The sequence below is a fragment of the Propionibacterium acidifaciens genome (assembly GCF_003798325.1).
GTDB classification, from domain to species: domain Bacteria; phylum Actinomycetota; class Actinomycetes; order Propionibacteriales; family Propionibacteriaceae; genus Propionibacterium; species Propionibacterium acidifaciens.
Window position 1 is genome coordinate 596,330 of sequence record NZ_CP033719.1, and the last position, 15,165, is coordinate 611,494.

At 72.5% G+C, this 15,165-nt stretch carries 17 protein-coding genes and 1 pseudogene; 4 read left to right on the forward strand and 14 right to left on the reverse strand.

What is annotated here, in order from left to right; genetic code table 11:
- Window positions 1-74: 74 nt before the first annotated feature.
- The 3 genes and pseudogenes from EGX94_RS02610 to EGX94_RS02620 form a co-directional block, all read right to left on the reverse strand.
- Window positions 75-851, reverse strand: a pseudogene (locus EGX94_RS02610) (ECF transporter S component); the annotation flags it as partial.
- Window positions 848-2,452, reverse strand: a complete 1,605-nt coding sequence (locus tag EGX94_RS02615; protein ID WP_021798227.1) for an ABC transporter ATP-binding protein — start codon at window positions 2,450-2,452, stop codon at window positions 848-850. The gene EGX94_RS02615 and the pseudogene EGX94_RS02610, both read right to left, overlap by 4 nt.
- On the reverse strand, window positions 2,449-3,669 hold the full coding sequence (locus EGX94_RS02620) for a CbiQ family ECF transporter T component (protein ID WP_192962680.1): 1,221 nt from the start codon (window positions 3,667-3,669) through the stop codon (window positions 2,449-2,451). The genes EGX94_RS02615 and EGX94_RS02620 overlap by 4 nt, the downstream gene beginning before the upstream one ends.
- A 239-nt stretch (window positions 3,670-3,908) precedes the next feature.
- Here EGX94_RS02620 and EGX94_RS02625 point away from each other — a divergent pair, with 239 nt between their 5' ends.
- The gene (locus EGX94_RS02625; protein ID WP_043122215.1) at window positions 3,909-4,496 is read left to right on the forward strand and encodes a hypothetical protein; all 588 of its coding nucleotides are present in this window, start codon (window positions 3,909-3,911) and stop codon (window positions 4,494-4,496) included.
- Between the two features lie 402 nt (window positions 4,497-4,898).
- Here EGX94_RS02625 and EGX94_RS02630 read toward each other — a convergent pair whose 3' ends face one another.
- Both EGX94_RS02630 and EGX94_RS02635 read right to left on the reverse strand, forming a co-directional pair.
- Window positions 4,899-5,384: a hypothetical protein gene (locus tag EGX94_RS02630; protein ID WP_123825859.1), complete on the reverse strand. Its 486-nt coding sequence runs from the start codon at window positions 5,382-5,384 to the stop codon at window positions 4,899-4,901.
- Entirely contained in the window at window positions 5,354-6,151 is a 798-nt protein-coding gene (locus EGX94_RS02635) for an ABC transporter ATP-binding protein (RefSeq protein ID WP_021797999.1), read from the reverse strand. The genes EGX94_RS02630 and EGX94_RS02635 overlap by 31 nt, the downstream gene beginning before the upstream one ends.
- A gap of 357 nt (window positions 6,152-6,508) precedes the next feature.
- On the opposite strand from EGX94_RS02635, the gene EGX94_RS02640 reads away from it, so the two are divergent.
- Window positions 6,509-7,117: a superoxide dismutase gene (locus EGX94_RS02640; RefSeq protein WP_021797989.1), complete on the forward strand. Its 609-nt coding sequence runs from the start codon at window positions 6,509-6,511 to the stop codon at window positions 7,115-7,117.
- A 279-nt stretch (window positions 7,118-7,396) separates the two neighbouring features.
- Complete coding sequence (locus tag EGX94_RS02645) at window positions 7,397-8,527, forward strand: resuscitation-promoting factor (protein WP_021797991.1); 1,131 nt, start codon at window positions 7,397-7,399, stop codon at window positions 8,525-8,527.
- A gap of 46 nt (window positions 8,528-8,573) precedes the next feature.
- Here the strand turns inward: EGX94_RS02645 and EGX94_RS02650 are convergent, their stop codons facing one another.
- From EGX94_RS02650 to infA, 8 genes are all read right to left on the reverse strand, one after another.
- Complete coding sequence (locus tag EGX94_RS02650) at window positions 8,574-9,371, reverse strand: carbon-nitrogen hydrolase family protein (RefSeq protein ID WP_021798004.1); 798 nt, start codon at window positions 9,369-9,371, stop codon at window positions 8,574-8,576.
- Between the two features lie 236 nt (window positions 9,372-9,607).
- Complete coding sequence (rplQ, locus tag EGX94_RS02655) at window positions 9,608-10,135, reverse strand: 50S ribosomal protein L17 (protein ID WP_021797982.1); 528 nt, start codon at window positions 10,133-10,135, stop codon at window positions 9,608-9,610.
- Window positions 10,136-10,178: 43 nt separating this feature from the next.
- Window positions 10,179-11,201 (reverse strand): DNA-directed RNA polymerase subunit alpha, encoded by a 1,023-nt coding sequence (locus tag EGX94_RS02660; protein ID WP_021797995.1) that lies wholly within the window; start codon window positions 11,199-11,201, stop codon window positions 10,179-10,181.
- 156 nt (window positions 11,202-11,357) lie between these two features.
- Window positions 11,358-11,963 (reverse strand): 30S ribosomal protein S4, encoded by a 606-nt coding sequence (gene rpsD / locus EGX94_RS02665; RefSeq protein ID WP_021797997.1) that lies wholly within the window; start codon window positions 11,961-11,963, stop codon window positions 11,358-11,360.
- 31 nt (window positions 11,964-11,994) lie between these two features.
- A complete protein-coding gene (gene rpsK, locus EGX94_RS02670; protein WP_021798001.1) occupies window positions 11,995-12,402 on the reverse strand; it encodes a 30S ribosomal protein S11 in 408 nt (135 codons plus the stop codon).
- A gap of 45 nt (window positions 12,403-12,447) precedes the next feature.
- Window positions 12,448-12,822: a 30S ribosomal protein S13 gene (gene rpsM, locus EGX94_RS02675; protein WP_021797990.1), complete on the reverse strand. Its 375-nt coding sequence runs from the start codon at window positions 12,820-12,822 to the stop codon at window positions 12,448-12,450.
- Between the two features lie 206 nt (window positions 12,823-13,028).
- Window positions 13,029-13,142, reverse strand: coding sequence for a 50S ribosomal protein L36 (rpmJ, locus tag EGX94_RS02680; RefSeq protein ID WP_016667967.1), 114 nt, complete (start codon window positions 13,140-13,142; stop codon window positions 13,029-13,031).
- Window positions 13,143-13,198: 56 nt separating this feature from the next.
- A complete protein-coding gene (gene infA, locus EGX94_RS02685; protein WP_021797992.1) occupies window positions 13,199-13,420 on the reverse strand; it encodes a translation initiation factor IF-1 in 222 nt (73 codons plus the stop codon).
- A gap of 320 nt (window positions 13,421-13,740) precedes the next feature.
- Here infA and EGX94_RS02690 point away from each other — a divergent pair, with 320 nt between their 5' ends.
- Window positions 13,741-14,028, forward strand: coding sequence for a YciI family protein (locus EGX94_RS02690; RefSeq protein ID WP_021798003.1), 288 nt, complete (start codon window positions 13,741-13,743; stop codon window positions 14,026-14,028).
- A 31-nt stretch (window positions 14,029-14,059) separates the two neighbouring features.
- Here EGX94_RS02690 and EGX94_RS02695 read toward each other — a convergent pair whose 3' ends face one another.
- Entirely contained in the window at window positions 14,060-14,890 is an 831-nt protein-coding gene (locus tag EGX94_RS02695; RefSeq protein ID WP_231386110.1) for a cation diffusion facilitator family transporter, read from the reverse strand.
- Between the last annotated feature and the right edge of the window lie 275 nt (window positions 14,891-15,165).

A 15,165-nucleotide genomic window follows, 5' to 3' on the forward strand; every position in this document is an offset into this window, starting at 1 on the left:
GAGGCGCGGGCCCCGGACGAGGAGCCGCGAGGAGCGCCGGCGGCCGGGCCGTCCGGCTCCGCGTCGACCGTCTCGAAGAGGGCCCGCCGGTCGGCCCGGCGCAGCACCCTCAGCACGCCGGGGCCGACGACGATGATCGCCACCGTGTTGGTGACGGCCCGGCCGACGTTCCAGCCCATGCCGGTGGCCAGCTCGAACAGGACGAAGGTGTGCAGATTGTGCGCCAGCCCGGCGTCCGCGTCCCAGCTCAGCCCGGTGCCGGCGCCCACGTTGTAGGGCCAGAAGGCGAAGTCCATGAGGGCCCCGTAGAGCACCGCGCTCACAACGCCCCAGCCGCACAGCATGGCGATCTCTCCGGCGCCGCGCACCCTGGCGGGCAGGACGCCGGCGACGAGCCCGACGTAGGCGCAGCACAGCGCCTGGTACGGCAGCCACGGGCCGACGCCGCCGGTGAGCAGGGCCGAGGTGAGCATGACGAGGACGCCCATGATGAAGCCGAAGCCGGCCCCGAAGACGCGCGCCCCGAGGATGACGAGGAAGAAGATGAGGTCGATGCCGGTGGTGCCGGCGCTGAGGGGTCGCAGCACCGCGTCGATCGCGGTGAGCACCCCCAGCATGGCCAGGGCCTTCACGTCGATGGCGCCGCTCGCCAGTTCGACGAGCACGAGGGCCAGCACCACGGGCAGCACGAGGGCGAGGACGAAGGGCGCCCGCTCCGTGAAGGCGCCGGTACCGGCCGCCGGCACGACGAGGGGCCAGCAGAAGGCGGCCAGCCCGAGGACGCCGGCCGCTGCGAGCGCGACGCGCGAGCGCCACGCGGGGGTGGCGGCTCCCCCGCCGGAGCCCCTCATGGCCGGGCCGCCTTCGCGCCGGACCAGTCGACGTCGTCCAGGGTGAGGACCGGGCGGGGCGCGAGGACGCGGGCGAGCTGCGGGGCGAAGCCGGGCGAGGCCGTGCAGACCTCGCGGGTGGGCCCGTCGGCGACGATCTGGGCGTCGGCCATCATGATCGTCCGGTCGCTCACGGCGGCGGCGAACTCGACGTCGTGGGTGCTCACGAGCACGGTCGTGCCGTCGGCGGCGAGCCCGCGCAGCACGGCGCACAGCCGGTGCTTGACCTCGTAGTCGAGACCCCGGGTGGGCTCGTCGAGGAGCAGGACGGCGGGTCCGGCGGCCAGCTGGATCGCCAGGACGAGGCCCAGGCGCTGGCCCTCCGACAGGTCACGCGGGTCGGCCCCCGGCGGCGGGTCCAGGCCGAGGCGCTCGAGGAGCGTCCTCGTCGTGCCGTCGGCCGCGTCGGCGTCCCGGTCGGCGCGGGCGCACTCGGCGGCGACGCTCGGCAGGTAGAGCAGGTCGGCCGCGGTCTGGGGCACGAGCGTGATGATCCGGCGGGCCGCCCGGGCGCCGAGCCGGCGCGGATCGGCGCCCGCAACCTCGAGCTCGCCGGTGCTGCGGAGCGCCCCCTGGAGGGCCCACAGCAGGGTCGACTTGCCGGCGCCGTTGCGGCCCATGAGGGCGGTGACGCGTCCGGCATCGAGTTCCAGGCTCACCCGGTCGAGCGCGACGACGGGCCCGTACGAGACGCCGAGTCCCCGGGCCCGCACGGTCGTCGGGCCCACGGGAACGGCCGGGCGCCCGACGAGGCGCGGCTCCAGCCGGTCGCGCTGCACCCGTCGGCGGGCCTCGCGCACCGACAGGGGAACCTCGGCCCAGCCGACGGCGCGGGCGAGCTCGGCGAGCGGGGGGACGACGTCCGCGCGGGCGAGCACCTCGGGGGCCGGCCCCAGCTCGGCCCGGCCCCCGCCCGGCAGCCACAGCACCCGGTCGACCTGCTTCATGACCCGCTCGAGCCGGTGCTCGGCGAGGACGACGGTGAGTCCGGCGTCCCACACGAGGGCGCCGATGGCGGCGAGCACATCGCTCGCGGCGGTCGGGTCGAGCGCCGAGGTGGGCTCGTCCAGGACGAGCACCTGGGGCTGCGCGGCGAGCACGGCGGCGATGGCGACGCGCTGCTGCTGACCGCCCGAGAGGCTGCGCAGGCTGCGGCGGCGCAGATCGGCGATGTCCATCGTGTCGAGGGTCTCCTCGACGCGCTTGCGCATGACGTCGGGGGCGATGCCGAGCTGCTCCATGCCGTAGGCGATCTCCTCCTCGACGACGTCGGTGGTGAAGCCGGCGAGCGGGTCCTGGCCCACGAAGCCGACCAGGTCGGCCATGTCGCGGGCCGCGTGCTCGGCGACCGAGCGCCCGGCGACCCTCACCGTGCCGCGCATGCGCCCGCCGCTGAAGCGCGGGACGAGCCCGTTGATCGCGCCGAGCAGCGTCGACTTGCCGGTGCCCGTGCGGCCCGTCACGAGGACCAGGTCGCCCTCGTCGATGTGCAGGCTCACCTCGGACAGGACGGGCGCGGCCGGGCCCGGGTAGCTCACCGACAGCCGCTCGACGTCGATCACCGCTCGTCACCTCGTGGACGGAGCCGTTCCGGCCCGCAGTCGGGCCGCTCCCCCGCGTCGTCGCGCCCGGCGCCGGCGCGCTCGTCGGCCCGGGCGAGCCAGTCACGGACCCGCGGCGGCGCGGGCGTGAGGAGCGCCGGGGCGCCCAGCGAGAGCCCGGCCAGCACGAGGAGCGGGTGGAGGTCGGGCGGCGCCAGCGGCGGCAGGACGACAGTGAGCGTCCGGGGCGCGAGGGAGCCGACGAGCACCGTCGCCGCCACGGCGAGCAGACCGCACAGGAGCACCGTCCACTCCGGCCCCGACCAGGGGTCGGGCCGGTAGCGGGTGACGCACAGCCCCCGCCCGGCCAGGTGCAGGGCCGCCCACGAGGCGAGCAGACCCGCCGCGAGCAGGCCGCCCCACAGCACCCGGGAGTGGCCGCCGCCGAGCATGAGGAAGGCCCCCAGGCCCAGGCCGACCAGTCCCACCAGCCCGAGAAGGGCGCCCAGCGGCGAACTGCCGACGGCCCGCGTCCGGCCGAAGCCGCGCGACTCCATGCTCCGGGCCAGGCCCATGGCCCGCTCGACGGAGTCCTCGAGGACGGGGACGACGATCGGCAGCAGGGCGCCGGCGCCCCGACCGGCGTCGCCGCGCAGCCGGCGGGCGCGGCGCACGCGGGCGAGGGACTCGACCATCTGGGGGGCGACGGTGAGCGCGATGACGACGGACACCGAGATCTCGTGGAGGGCCGCCGGGACGGAGCGCAGCGCCCGCCGCGGGTTGGCCAGGGTGTTGGCGGCGCCGACGCACAGCAGCATGGCGGCCAGGCGCATCGCGTCGAAGCAGGACATGAGCAGCGGCTCCAGGTAGACCTTCCCGCCGACGCGCACGCCGGCGGCCCAGGCCGGCAGCGACAACTGGGGCAGGCGCCACAGGAGGGTGCCGGAGCGTGCCGAGCCGAGCACGACCGCGACGAGGATGCGCATGACGAGCACGAAGCCAGCCAGCGACAGGTGGACGCCCAGCGAGCGGGCCCACGGCTCGTCGGTGCGCCGGCGCAGCACGGTGACGAGGACGGCGGCGCACACGAGCCCGATGAGCCAGGGGTTGGTGGTGAGGCTGACGGTCACGGCCGCGCAGATCGCCCAGGACCACCAGGCCCAGGGGTGCACGGTACGGCCGGCGAGTCGGGCGCCGCCCGGCCCCGGGCCGCCTCCGGCCCACGTCCTGCTCGACACTGGTCCCCCCGTCCGCGCCCGGCCGACGCCGTCCCGGCGGGCACGACCGAGGGTACAACGCCCGATGGCCCCGCGCAGCGGCCCGGCCCACCCGCGCAGCGGGAGCGCCGCCGATGAGCTCCTCATACGTCCTCGGCGGGCCCGCCCGACCGCGCAGCGGGCGCGCCAACGGACGCCGCCGGTCGGCTTCCGGACGCCGGCCAGCCAGCCGGACGCCGCCCCGGCAGGCGAGCGCGCCGATGAGCAGCCCGACGGCCAGGCCCGCCCAGCCCAGCCCCCGGGCGCCCATGGACGCGAGGGCGAACAGGACGATCGGGGGAAGGGCGCCGATGACCGGCATGACCATCGACAGCAACGACCCGACGAGGCCCTCGACGCTGTCGCCGGTGCTGCGGAGGCCCAGGCCCGCCGTGGGCGGCGGCAGGGACTGCTGCCACATCGAGTCCACCCAGGTGCCGGTGCCCAGCGCGACGAGCCACGGGCCGACGGTCATGCCGAGCAGTCCCGGCACGTCGAGGCCGGGCGACAGGCCGAGCGTCACGACGAGGTTCACGGCCAGGAGCGGGCCGGTGAGGAGGGCGACGACCACGACGCTCGCCGCCCGCTCGCGGGCGGCGGGCACCTGCGTCAGGGCCAGGATCCACAGCGCCGAGCCGTCGTCGCTCAGGCCCCAGGCCGAGACGGTCGCGGTCATGACGGCGCACAGGAACGGCGCGATGAGGAGCAGCTCCGTCCGGCCCCTGGTCAGAGCCGGGACGAGCATGATGAACGGCACCGCGACGAGTCCGAGCAGCTGCATGACCCGCCGCGAGTCGCGGCGCCGGTAGCGCAGCTCCCCGCCCATGAGCGCGCCCACCGCCCCTCCGGGCAGCAGCGCGTCGAGTCGCGAGCCCCTGATCCGGACGGCCTCGACGGAACGCGTGCCCGGACTCACCAGGGCGCGCTCGATGAGGCGCTCCCAGTACCGGGCCGGCACGGCGACGAGGGCGAGCGAGGCCACGATGTGGACCGCCAGGGACGCCCATGCGCCCTGCTGCGCGTCCCAGGACAGCGACCAAGTACCAGCCGAACGGCGTCCACCGCGCCGCCTGCGCAGCCGCCATCACCCCGGCCGGCGGCCCCGGACTCGACAGATGCCGCGCCAACTCGTCCGGGAGGACCTGGAGGAGCGCGCAGACCCCGAGGATGCCCAGCAGCAGGAGGACGCCCAGCGTCTCGCGCACCCGTCGTCATCCCAGCACGGCGCCGAGCCCGGTCACGGTGGTGCGCACCGCCAGGATGCAGAGAACGACCCCCAGCACCAGCTGGAGGACGCCCACGAGCAGGGGGCAGGGGCTCGGAGCGCCAGGCGACGACCACGAGGACGCCGAAGACGCCGAGGACGCCGACGGCGATCGCTCCGGGACCGAGCAGGCCCGCGGCGAGCAGGCCGGGGACCAGCTCGCGGCCGCGGCAGGGCGTGAGGGCGAAGCGGGTCGGGTCGAGCGGGTCCGCGCCGGCCCCGAGCAGGGCCAGGAGCGGCCAGACGAGGGTGACGGCCGCCATGGCGAGCGTCGGGAGCGGCCCGCGCGCGGGGCGGCCCCGTCGGCCCCGAGGACGACGAGCAGGCCCAGAGCGTGGAGGAGGACGACGGCCGAGGCGACGATGCGCCCCGTCGAGGCCGTGAGGCTGCGCCAGGCCAGCCTCAGTCGGAGCCGGACGAGGTATCCAACCACGAGAGCCCACCCCCGTCCATCCGGCGGGCGCCGACGAGCTGGAGGAAGCGCTGCTGCAGCGGCATGCCGGCGCGCACGTCCGCGGTGGCGCCGACCGCGAGGAGGCGCCCGCCGGCCGTGACGGCCACGCGGTCGCACAGCGTCTCGACGAGCCCCATGACGTGGCTCGGCATGATGACGGTCCCGCCGCCGGCGGTGCGCCGGTGGAGGATCTCCCGGATCGTCTCGCCCGAGACCGGGTCGACCGACTCGAAGGGCTCGTCGAGCACGAGCAGGCGCGGGTTGTGGACGAGCGCGGCGGCCAGGCCGATCTTCTTCGTCATGCCGGCGGAGTGGTCGCGGACCATCGTGTCGGCGTCGCCGGCCAGGCCCAGGGTCACGAGCAGCTCCTCGGAGCGCCCGCGGGCGGTGGCGATGTCGAGCCGGTGCATGCGGGCGACGAACTCACGCAATTCGCGCCCGCTGAGGCGGTCGAGGGTCCGCAGGCCGTCGGGCAGGACGCCCATGAGGGCCTTGGCGGCGGACGGGTCGGACCAGACGTCGTGCCCGGCGACGGCCACGCGCCCCTGGTCGGGGCACAGCAGGCCGGTCGCCAGCGACAGGGCCGTCGTCTTGCCCGCGCCGTTGGGGCCGACGAGCCCGAACAGGGAGCCCGCCGGGACGTCCAAGTCGATGCCCGCCACCGCGCAGCGGACTCCGAAGAACTTCACGAGATCCCGGACCGGCAGCGCCGCCCGGGGTCCGTCGGGGGCGGGGCGGGCATCCATCCGGGGGCGCCCATGCGGGGCGCCCGGTGCCGGTCGGTGGCATCGTCGTGCTGCTCATGGAACCGTTCTCGCCTTGTGGGGGGCGAGAACGCATCCTCCGCACGACGGAGAGGCCGCCATGGTCGTGTGAACACCGCGGACCTCCGCACGGCGGGGGATCCCGGTCATTTCCGACCGCCCCCGCAGTCCCCGGTCGCGCGTCCCCCGCACGGCGGAGGAACCGCTGCGGGGGCGTTCACCGTGAGCGCTCGGGCCCCCGGGCTGGAATACCCCGGGCCGTCCGGGCGTTCCCCTGATCGACAACCACCGAGGACCGACAACCAGCCCTCCGCGCACCGGGGGGCGGAACGAGGAGACATGGCCGTTTACACGCTTCCGGATCTGCCCTACGACTACTCCGCTCTCGAGCCCTACATCTCGGGCGAGATCATGGAGCTCCACCACGACAAGCACCACAGGGCCTACGTCGACGGCGCCAACACGGCCCTCGACAAGCTGGCCGAGGCGCGCGGAGCGGGCGACTTCGGCACCATCAACAAGCTCGAGAAGGACCTGGCCTTCAACCTCGGCGGCCACGTCAACCACTCCGTCTTCTGGCGGAACATGGCCCCCAAGGGCTCCGGCCCCGAGGCCCCCACCGGTGAGCTGGCCGAGGCCATCGACGAGTTCTTCGGCTCCTTCGAGACGATGAGGGCCCAGTTCTCGGCCGCGGCCACCGGTATCCAGGGCTCCGGCTGGGCCTCGCTCGTGTGGGACCCGCTGGGCAGGCGCATCCAGACCCTGCAGTTCTACGACCACCAGAACAACCTGCCGGCCGGCGCCACCCCGATCCTCCAGCTCGACATGTGGGAGCACGCCTTCTACCTGCAGTACAAGAACGTCAAGGGCGACTACGTCAAGAACTGGTGGAACGTCGTCAACTGGGCCGATGTCTCCGAGCGCTTCCTCGCCGCGAAGAACGCCTGAGCCGCGCCGGCGCGGCGGTCACCTCAGGAAACTCGAGGCAACCGCTCGCCCGGACGAAGGGGCTCCCCGCGGATGCGGGGAGCCCCTTCCTTCGTCCCGACCAGCGCATTCGCTCCGGGACGGCGGCGCGCGGCCCCGGACCGGCGCGGAACGGCCCCGTACGCCTTCTTTCACATTTCTCAGCTCTGTCTTAGACTGGGGGCGCTCACGCGACGCGCTCTTCCTCCGTGCCGGAGCGTGGCACAGGACACTCACCCAGCTCATCAGGAGTCCGAACGCGTGAAGAAGACATGGACCGCCCCGGTCGCCACCTGCGTCGGTGCGGCGACGCTGTTCACCAGTGGGTTCAGCATCGCTCTGGCCGACAACGACGTCGAGCTGACGGTCGACGGCCAGACCACCCACGCCCACCAGCTGGGCGGCACGGTCGCCGACCTGCTCAACGCCCACGGCATCGCGCTCGGCGAGCACGATGCCCTCAACACCTCGCTCGACACGAGGATCACCGACGGCCAACAGGTCTCGGTGAACTACGGCCGTCCGGTCAACGTCACCATCGACGGCGCGGAGAACTCGCTGTGGACCACCTCCACCAGTCTCGACGACGTCCTCGACTCGCTCGGCGTGGCCGATGACGCCCGTATCTCGATCGACCGCAGCACCCGCATCGAGCGCGAGGGCATCACGGTCACCGCGGTGACTCCCAAGCACGTCACGCTCGTCGCGGACGGCCAGGACCGCACCATGGTCTCCACCGACGAGACCGTCGCCGACCTGCTCGCCTCCAACGGCATCACGCTCGGCGAGAGGGACCGCGTGAGCGCCGACGTGAGCACCCCCCTCACCGAGGGCATGCGCGTCCAGGTGCAGCGCGTCACCGTCCAGGACGTCAAGACCACCGAGACGATCGCCCACGACACGAAGAAGACCGAGGACGACAGCCTCGACTCCGGCACCGAGAAGGTGACCAAGGAGGGCAAGGACGGCTCCAAGGACGTCGAGTACGAGGTCGTCATGGTCGATGGCGTCGAGGAGAGCCGCACCACCAAGTCCGAGAAGGTCGCCTCCGAGCCCGTGACCGAGGAGGTCGCCGTCGGCACGAAGAAGTCCTCGTCAGCGAAGTCCTCGTCAGCCGGCGGGAGCACCGGCTCCACCGATGGCCTCGACCTGTCGAACGCCGCCATGTGGGACCGGATCGCCGCCTGCGAGTCCACCGGCAACTGGTCGATCAACTCCGGCAACGGCTACTACGGCGGCCTGCAGTTCGACAACCAGACCTGGCTCGGCGCCGGCGGCGGCCAGTACGCGCCCCGCGCCGACCAGGCCACCCGCGAGCAGCAGATCACGATCGCCAACAAGGTCTACGCCCAGCGCGGCCTCTCGCCCTGGGGCTGCGCCTCCGCCGCCTGACCCCCGGCGGCCGCCCATCTCCGCCCCCGGCCCGCCAGCCCCTCCGTCAGGGGGCGTCGGTCGGCGTCCCGGCGGAGGATCCGTCCTCGAGGACGGGCAGCCGGGCCCGGACGACGTCGGCGAGATCGAGATCCACGTCGACGACGGCCAGCCCGGGCCCCGTCCCGAGCTCGAGGAGCACCTCGCCGGAGGGGTCCACCACCATCGAGTGCCCCACCCCGGTGGGCGCCGTGCCGCCCCCGCCGGGATCCGCCTGGTCGACGGCGATGACGAAGGACGCGCAGTCCATCGCCCGCGCCGTGACGAGCGTCCTCCACTGGTGCACCTTGCCCGCCCCGGACGCCCACGAGGCGCACACGAGCACCGCCCTGGCGCCGCGGCGGGCCAGGGCGACGAACTGGGCCGGGAACCGGACGTCGTAGCAGACGGCCAGCCCGATGCGCTCGGCCCCGACCCGCGCCAGGACCAGGCGGTCCCCCGGCGCGACCCGAGCCGACTCCCGCCGCCCGAGGGCGTCGAAGAGGTGGATCTTGTCGTACCGGGCGCCGCCCGGCCCCGTGACCAGGAGCGTGTTGCGCACCCGGCCGTCCGGGGAGTCGGTGAACATCCCCACCGCGATGACGACGCCGAGCCGCGCGCCGAGGGCGCGCACGGCGCTCGCCCACGGCCCGTCGAGGGGCTCGGCCGCCTCCGCCGGGTTCCGCCGGAAGGAGCACATCGTCGCCTCCGGGAGGACCACCAGCTCGGCCCCCAGGTCGGCGGCGCGGGCCGCGAGATCGGCGATCTGCGCCAGGTTCTCCCGGGGCTCGGTGGTGGCCAGCAGCTGGGCGAGGGCGATCCGCATGGACCCACCCTCGCCCAGGAGCGGCCCTCCGGGCAAGCCGCCCGTCACCGCCCCGCGTCACCCCGCCCCGGGCCCGAGCCTCCCCTGCACAGAACCCCGACGAACCTCGGGCGACCACGACGGGGCCAGCGAGCGGCCGGCACACGCACCCCCCGACCCCGGGGCCACCCGCATGACGCGCAGGACCCCCGACGCCCCTTCCGGCGTCGGGGGTCCTGCGCGTTCTCGGGGCGGTCTCAGGCCTCGTCGGCGGTGTCCGCGTCGGCGGAGGCATCGTCCTCGGCCGGAGCGTCCTCGGACGAGGACTCCTCGTCGTCGACGGGGGCGTCGGCGGCGGGCTCCCCGACAACGTCCTCGACCGTGTCCTCGACCGTCCCGGCGGCGGGCGCGGAGGCCTTGGACTCGACCGGATCGGTGATGATCTCGAGGACGGCCATCGGGGCGTTGTCCCCCCTGCGGTTGCCGATCCGCGTGATGCGGGTGCAACCGCCCTCGTGGCCCTCGAGCACCGGGGCGATGTCGTCGAAGAGGTGGCGCAGCACGTCCTTGTCGCGGATCGTCCTGGCGACACGACGACGACTGTGCAGATCGCCGCGCTTGGCCTTGGTGATGAGCGTCTCGGCCAGCGGCTGCACGCGGCGGGCACGGGTCACCGTGGTGGTGATGCGGCCGTGCTCGAACAGCTGGCTGGCGAGGTTCGCCAGGATGATCCGCTGGTGGGACGCGCTGCCGCCGAGGCGGGGACCCTTCGTGGGCTTGGGCATTGTTCAACTCTCCAAATCATGTGGCGCGCACGAGGCGCACGGATCAGTACTGTTCCGTCTCGGCGTAGTCGGCGCCGTCGTCTTCTTCGTCCTCGTAGCGGTCCACAGCGGCCAGCGGGTCGAAGCCGGGGGCGCTGTCCTTGAGGGACAGGCCCAGCTCGGCCAGCTTGTCCTTGACCTCGTCGATCGACTTCGAACCGAAGTTGCGGATGTCGAGCAGGTCCTGCTCGGAGCGGCTGACCAGCTCGCCCACGGTGTGGATGCCCTCGCGCTTGAGGCAGTTGTACGAGCGCACCGAAAGGTGCAGGTCGTCGACCGGCAGGGCCAGGTCGGCGGCCAGCTGCTCGTCGACCGGGCTCGGCCCCATCTCGACGCCCTCGGCCTCGACGTTGAGCTCGCGGAACAGACCGAAGAGCTCGACGAGGGTCTTGCCGGCGGACGCCACGGCGTCGCGCGGGCGGATGCTCGGCTTGGTCTCCACGTCGACGACGAGGCGGTCGAAGTCGGTGCGCGTCTCGACGCGCGTGGCCTCGACCTTGTAGCTCACCTTCAGCACGGGCGAGTACAGCGAGTCGACGGGGATCCTCCCGATCTCGGCGTCGGGGTCGTTGTTGAGGGTGCTCGACACGTAGCCGCGGCCCCGCTCGACGATGAGCTCCATCTCGATGGAGCCGTCCTCGGACAGGGTGGCGATGTGCAGCTCGGGGTTGTGGATCTCGACGCCGGCCGGCACCGCGATGTCGGCGGCGGTGACCTCGCCGGCGCCCGACTTGCGCAGGTACATGGCGACCGGCTCGTCCTCCTCGCTCGAGAGCACGAGGCCCTTGAGGTTGAGGATGATCTCGGTGACGTCCTCGACGACGCCCGGCAGCGTGGAGAACTCGTGCTGGTTGCCCTCGATCTTGATCGAGGTGATCGAGGCGCCGGGGATCGAGCTGAGCAGCGTGCGGCGCAATGAATTGCCGAGCGTGTAGCCGAAACCGGGCTCGAGGGGCTCGATGACGAAACGCGAGCGGAAGTCGCTGACGACCTCCTCCGACAGGGTCGGACGCTGTGCGATGAGCATTCTTCTGCCTTTCCGCCCCGACCGCTATATGACGGGGCGATGAGTGGGCTGCGGAGACCTCCTCGCAACCCGGTGGGGACGCGGGGACCGGCCCCGCGCGCCGTGAAGAGGACGACCGCCCCGCACCGGCGGAGGACCGGCGCGGGGGCGCGCCGACTACTTCGAGTAGAGCTCGACGATTGCCTGCTCGTTGACGTCCACGACGATCTGCTCGCGCGTGGGCAGCTGATGCACGAGGATGCGCATCCTGTTGGGCTTGACGGTGAGCCAGGCGGGCACGTCGCGCTCGCCGAAGGTCTCGCGGGCCACGACGAAGGGGACCATGCCCTGGCTCTTCGGGCGCACGTCGATGATGTCGAGGGCGCTCACGCGGAAGCTGGGGATGTTCACCTTCCTGCCGTTGACGAGGAAGTGGCCGTGACTCACCAGCTGGCGCGCCTGGCGGCGCGTCGTGGCGAAGCCGGCGCGGTACACGACGTTGTCGAGGCGGGACTCGAGAATCTGCAGCAGCAGATCGCCGGTCTTGCCCTGGCGGCGCGAGGCCTCCTCGTAGTAGTGGCGGAACTGCTTCTCGAGCACGCCGTAGGCGAAGCGGGCCTTCTGCTTCTCGCGCAGCTGGAGGGAGTACTCCGAGTCCTTCGTCCGCCCGCGGCCGTGGACGCCCGGGGCGTACGGACGGCGCTCGAAGGCCTTGTCATTGCCGACCAGGTCAACCCCGAGGCGACGGGACTTCTTGGTCATGGGGCCGGTGTAACGGGCCATTGTTGTTCAGTCCTTTTCTGCTTGGTCGGGTTCAGACGCGGCGGCGCTTCGGGGGGCGGCAGCCGTTGTGCGGCACCGGGGTGACGTCGGAGATCGTGCCGACCTCCAGACCGATGGCGCCGAGCGAACGGATGGCGGTCTCGCGGCCGGAGCCGGGGCCCTTGACGAAGACGTCGATGCGCTTCATGCCATGGTCCATGGCACGACGACCAGCAGCCTCGGCTGCCATCTGCGCGGCGAACGGGGTCGACTTGCGGGAGCCCTTGAAGCCGACGGTGCCGGCGGAGGCCCATGCGATCACGGCGCCGGAGGCGTCCGTGATGGCGATGATCGTGTTGTTGAACGTGCTCTTGATGTGGGCCTGCCCGGCGACCACATTCTTCTTCTCCTTGCGCCGCACCTTGGTCCTCGCGGCGCTCTTGCGGGCTGCTGTAGCCATGAGTTCTGTGTCTCCTGGAATCCTTGTTCCGCGTCACCCGCAGGCTCAGCGGGCCTTCTTCTTGCCGGCGACGGCCTTCTTGCGGCCCTTCCGGGTACGGGCGTTGGTGCGGGTGCGCTGGCCCCGCACGGGCAGGCCGGAGCGGTGCCGGCGGCCCTGGTAGGCGCCGATCTCGATCTTGCGGCGGATGTCGGCGGCAACAGCGCGGCGAAGATCGCCCTCGACCTCGTAGTTGGCGTCGATGAAGTCGCGAAGGGCGACGAGCTGCTCGTCCGTCAGGTCCTTCACGCGGATGTCCGGGCTGATGCCGGTGGCTTCCAGAATCTTGTCGGCCCGGGTCCTGCCGATGCCGTAGATGTGGGTGAGTGCGACCTCGAGGCGCTTCTCGCGCGGCAGGTCGACTCCTTCGAGGCGTGCCATGTGGCGATACCTTTCGGATTGTCGGTCGATTCCGTACGACCGCGAAGGTTGTGGCGTGAGGCGTTCCCGTTGGCCCGGCGAGCGGTTCGCCGGCGGGCCCCGGCCTTCGTCCGGGGGTTCGACTGGGCGGCTCCCAGCCCTGCTCTCACGTTGGGCGCCGCCGCGGCGGTCCGCGGCGGTTGTTCAGTTGTCCGAAGAGCGGGTTCTCAGCCCTGGCGCTGCTTGTGGCGCGGGTTGGTGCAGATCACCCGGACGACACCGCGGCGACGGATCACCTTGCAGTTGTCGCAGATCTTCTTGACGCTCGGCTGGACCTTCATCGAGCCTCTCCTTGCTGGGCCGCGGGGCGGGCGCCCGCGGCCGTGGGTTGACGTGATTACTTGTGGCGGTAGACGATGCGTCCGCGCGTCAGGTCGTAGGGGGAGAGCTCCACGACGACACGATCCTGGGGCAGGATGCGGATGTAATGCTGACGCATCTTCCCGCTGATCGTCGACAGCACCTTGTGGCCGTTGTCCAGCTCAACACGGAACATCGCGTTGGGCAGGGCCTCCACGACCGTGCCCTCCAGCTCGAGGGCCCCCTCTTTCTTGGTCATTGACTCTCAATCTCTCGATCGAACGCTTGGACGTGCCCGGCGGCCGCAGCCGCAGGACACCCGCATGCGAGCATGCGGGCACCATCGGGCACAAAGAACCGACGATCAATGCTACGACACCGGGGGCTCACGCCCAAGTCACCGGGGCGCACGTCCGAATCCGCCCGGATCCCCGCCGGACGGGCGCGCGGCATCGACGCCAGCCCCGGTCGCGGAGGCGCCACAGGATTCCCACCGGATGGAGCGCGAGGGCCGGGCGATCTGCTTTGCTTGGACTGCCGTCCTGCCCGGACGGGCCGCCGAGCACCACAGGAGCGAGGATGTCCTTCTTCATCATCGACTACATCTACGACCCCGCCAAGGACGCCGATGCCGTGCGTCCCGTCCACCGCGCCTATCTGCGCGAGCTGTACGCCGCGGGCTCACTCAAGGCCGCCGGACCCCTGCTCGGCACCGATCCGGTCCGGGCGCTGCTCATCGTCGAGACGCCCGACGAGGCCGCCGCGGCGGCGCTGAGCGACGCCGACCCGATGGTCGTCGAGGGCGTCGTCATGAAGCGCAGCATCACCGAGTGGAACCCGGTCACCGGCGTCTTCGCCCAGGCCTGAACGACTCGGGCGCTCCCCGGTCGCTCGTTCCTCAGACGCTCGTCGTGTTGCGCTCGTGGGCCCGGTGCCGGGCCGGCTCGAGCTGGATGGTCGAGTGGCTGATGTCGAAGTGCTCGGCTAGGCACTCGTCCAGCTGGTCGAGGATCTCGTTGGCGTGCGAGTCGGTGAAGCACTCGTCCGCGATGACGACGTGGGCGCTGATCGACGTGACGCCCGAGGTGACGGTCCAGGCGTGCAGGTCGTGGGCGGCCTGCACGTGGTCGACGCCGAGCAGGTGCTCGCGCACCTCGTCGAGGTCGAGGTCGGCCGGAGCGGCCTCCATGAGGACGCGGACGGCCTTGATCGTGATCGGCACCCCGGCCCGCGCCATGAGAGCCACGACGATGAGCGAGGCGATCGCATCGGCGCGCGTCCAGTCGGTGACGTAGATGACGACGCCGGCGACGAGGGTGCCAATGAAGCCGAACAGGTCGGTGAGGATGTGCTGGTAGGCACCCTCGACGTTGAGGCTCGTGCGGTTGGCGGCGGCGATGAGGCGCACGTCGACGACGTTGACGACCATGCCGACGAGGGCGACGACGATGACCGGCAGGGCGTCGACCTGCGGCGGGTCGACGAGGCGGCGGACGGCCTCGACGAGGACGACGAGCGCCACGACGAGCAGGCTCACGCCGTTGACCATGGCCGAGATGATCTCGGCTCGTCGCCAGCCGAAGGTCATCGGGCCCCTGGGCGGCCGGACGGCCAGGCCCGCGGCCCACAGGGCGATGGCGATCGAGGCGGCGTCGGTGAGCATGTGCCCGGCGTCGGACAGCAGGGCCAGCGAGCCGGTCAGAAGCGCGATGACGACCTCGGCGAGCATGAAGGCCAGTAGGAGGAGCAGCGCCGCCCACAGGGGCCCGCGGCGGGTGGCGGCGGTGACGGTCACGCCGTGGTCGTGGTGCTGCACGTGCACCTCGTCCGGTTCGCCGTGGCCGTGCTCGTGGGCGTCGCGGGTGTGGCCGTGCCGCATCGGTGCCTCCTGTCGGTCGGTTCGGGACCACCCTAGGAGCGCCGCGAGCCGCGCGTCCAGCATCGGCCGCCCATGAGCCAACAATTCTCCCGGACGAGCATGCTCCCTAGTCGGCACGCATGAAC

What these genes read in the sequence shown, in the direction of transcription:
- EGX94_RS02635 (WP_021797999.1), bottom strand. Translation starts at nt 6,151, where the DNA reads ATGGATGCCCGCCCCGCCCCCGACGGACCCCGGGCGGCGCTGCCGGTC.
- rpmJ (WP_016667967.1), bottom strand. Translation starts at nt 13,142, where the DNA reads ATGAAGGTCCAGCCGAGCGTCAAGAAGATCTGCGACAACTGCAAGGTG.
- rpsD (WP_021797997.1), bottom strand. Translation starts at nt 11,963, where the DNA reads ATGGCCCGTTACACCGGCCCCATGACCAAGAAGTCCCGTCGCCTCGGG.
- EGX94_RS02625 (WP_043122215.1), top strand. Translation starts at nt 3,909, where the DNA reads ATGAGCAGCCCGACGGCCAGGCCCGCCCAGCCCAGCCCCCGGGCGCCC.
- rpsK (WP_021798001.1), bottom strand. Translation starts at nt 12,402, where the DNA reads ATGGCTACAGCAGCCCGCAAGAGCGCCGCGAGGACCAAGGTGCGGCGC.
- EGX94_RS02690 (WP_021798003.1), top strand. Translation starts at nt 13,741, where the DNA reads ATGTCCTTCTTCATCATCGACTACATCTACGACCCCGCCAAGGACGCC.
- EGX94_RS02650 (WP_021798004.1), bottom strand. Translation starts at nt 9,371, where the DNA reads ATGCGGATCGCCCTCGCCCAGCTGCTGGCCACCACCGAGCCCCGGGAG.
- EGX94_RS02640 (WP_021797989.1), top strand. Translation starts at nt 6,509, where the DNA reads ATGGCCGTTTACACGCTTCCGGATCTGCCCTACGACTACTCCGCTCTC.
- infA (WP_021797992.1), bottom strand. Translation starts at nt 13,420, where the DNA reads ATGACCAAGAAAGAGGGGGCCCTCGAGCTGGAGGGCACGGTCGTGGAG.
- rpsM (WP_021797990.1), bottom strand. Translation starts at nt 12,822, where the DNA reads ATGGCACGCCTCGAAGGAGTCGACCTGCCGCGCGAGAAGCGCCTCGAG.
- EGX94_RS02660 (WP_021797995.1), bottom strand. Translation starts at nt 11,201, where the DNA reads ATGCTCATCGCACAGCGTCCGACCCTGTCGGAGGAGGTCGTCAGCGAC.
- EGX94_RS02695 (WP_231386110.1), bottom strand. Translation starts at nt 14,890, where the DNA reads ATGCTCGCCGAGGTCGTCATCGCGCTTCTGACCGGCTCGCTGGCCCTG.
- rplQ (WP_021797982.1), bottom strand. Translation starts at nt 10,135, where the DNA reads ATGCCCAAGCCCACGAAGGGTCCCCGCCTCGGCGGCAGCGCGTCCCAC.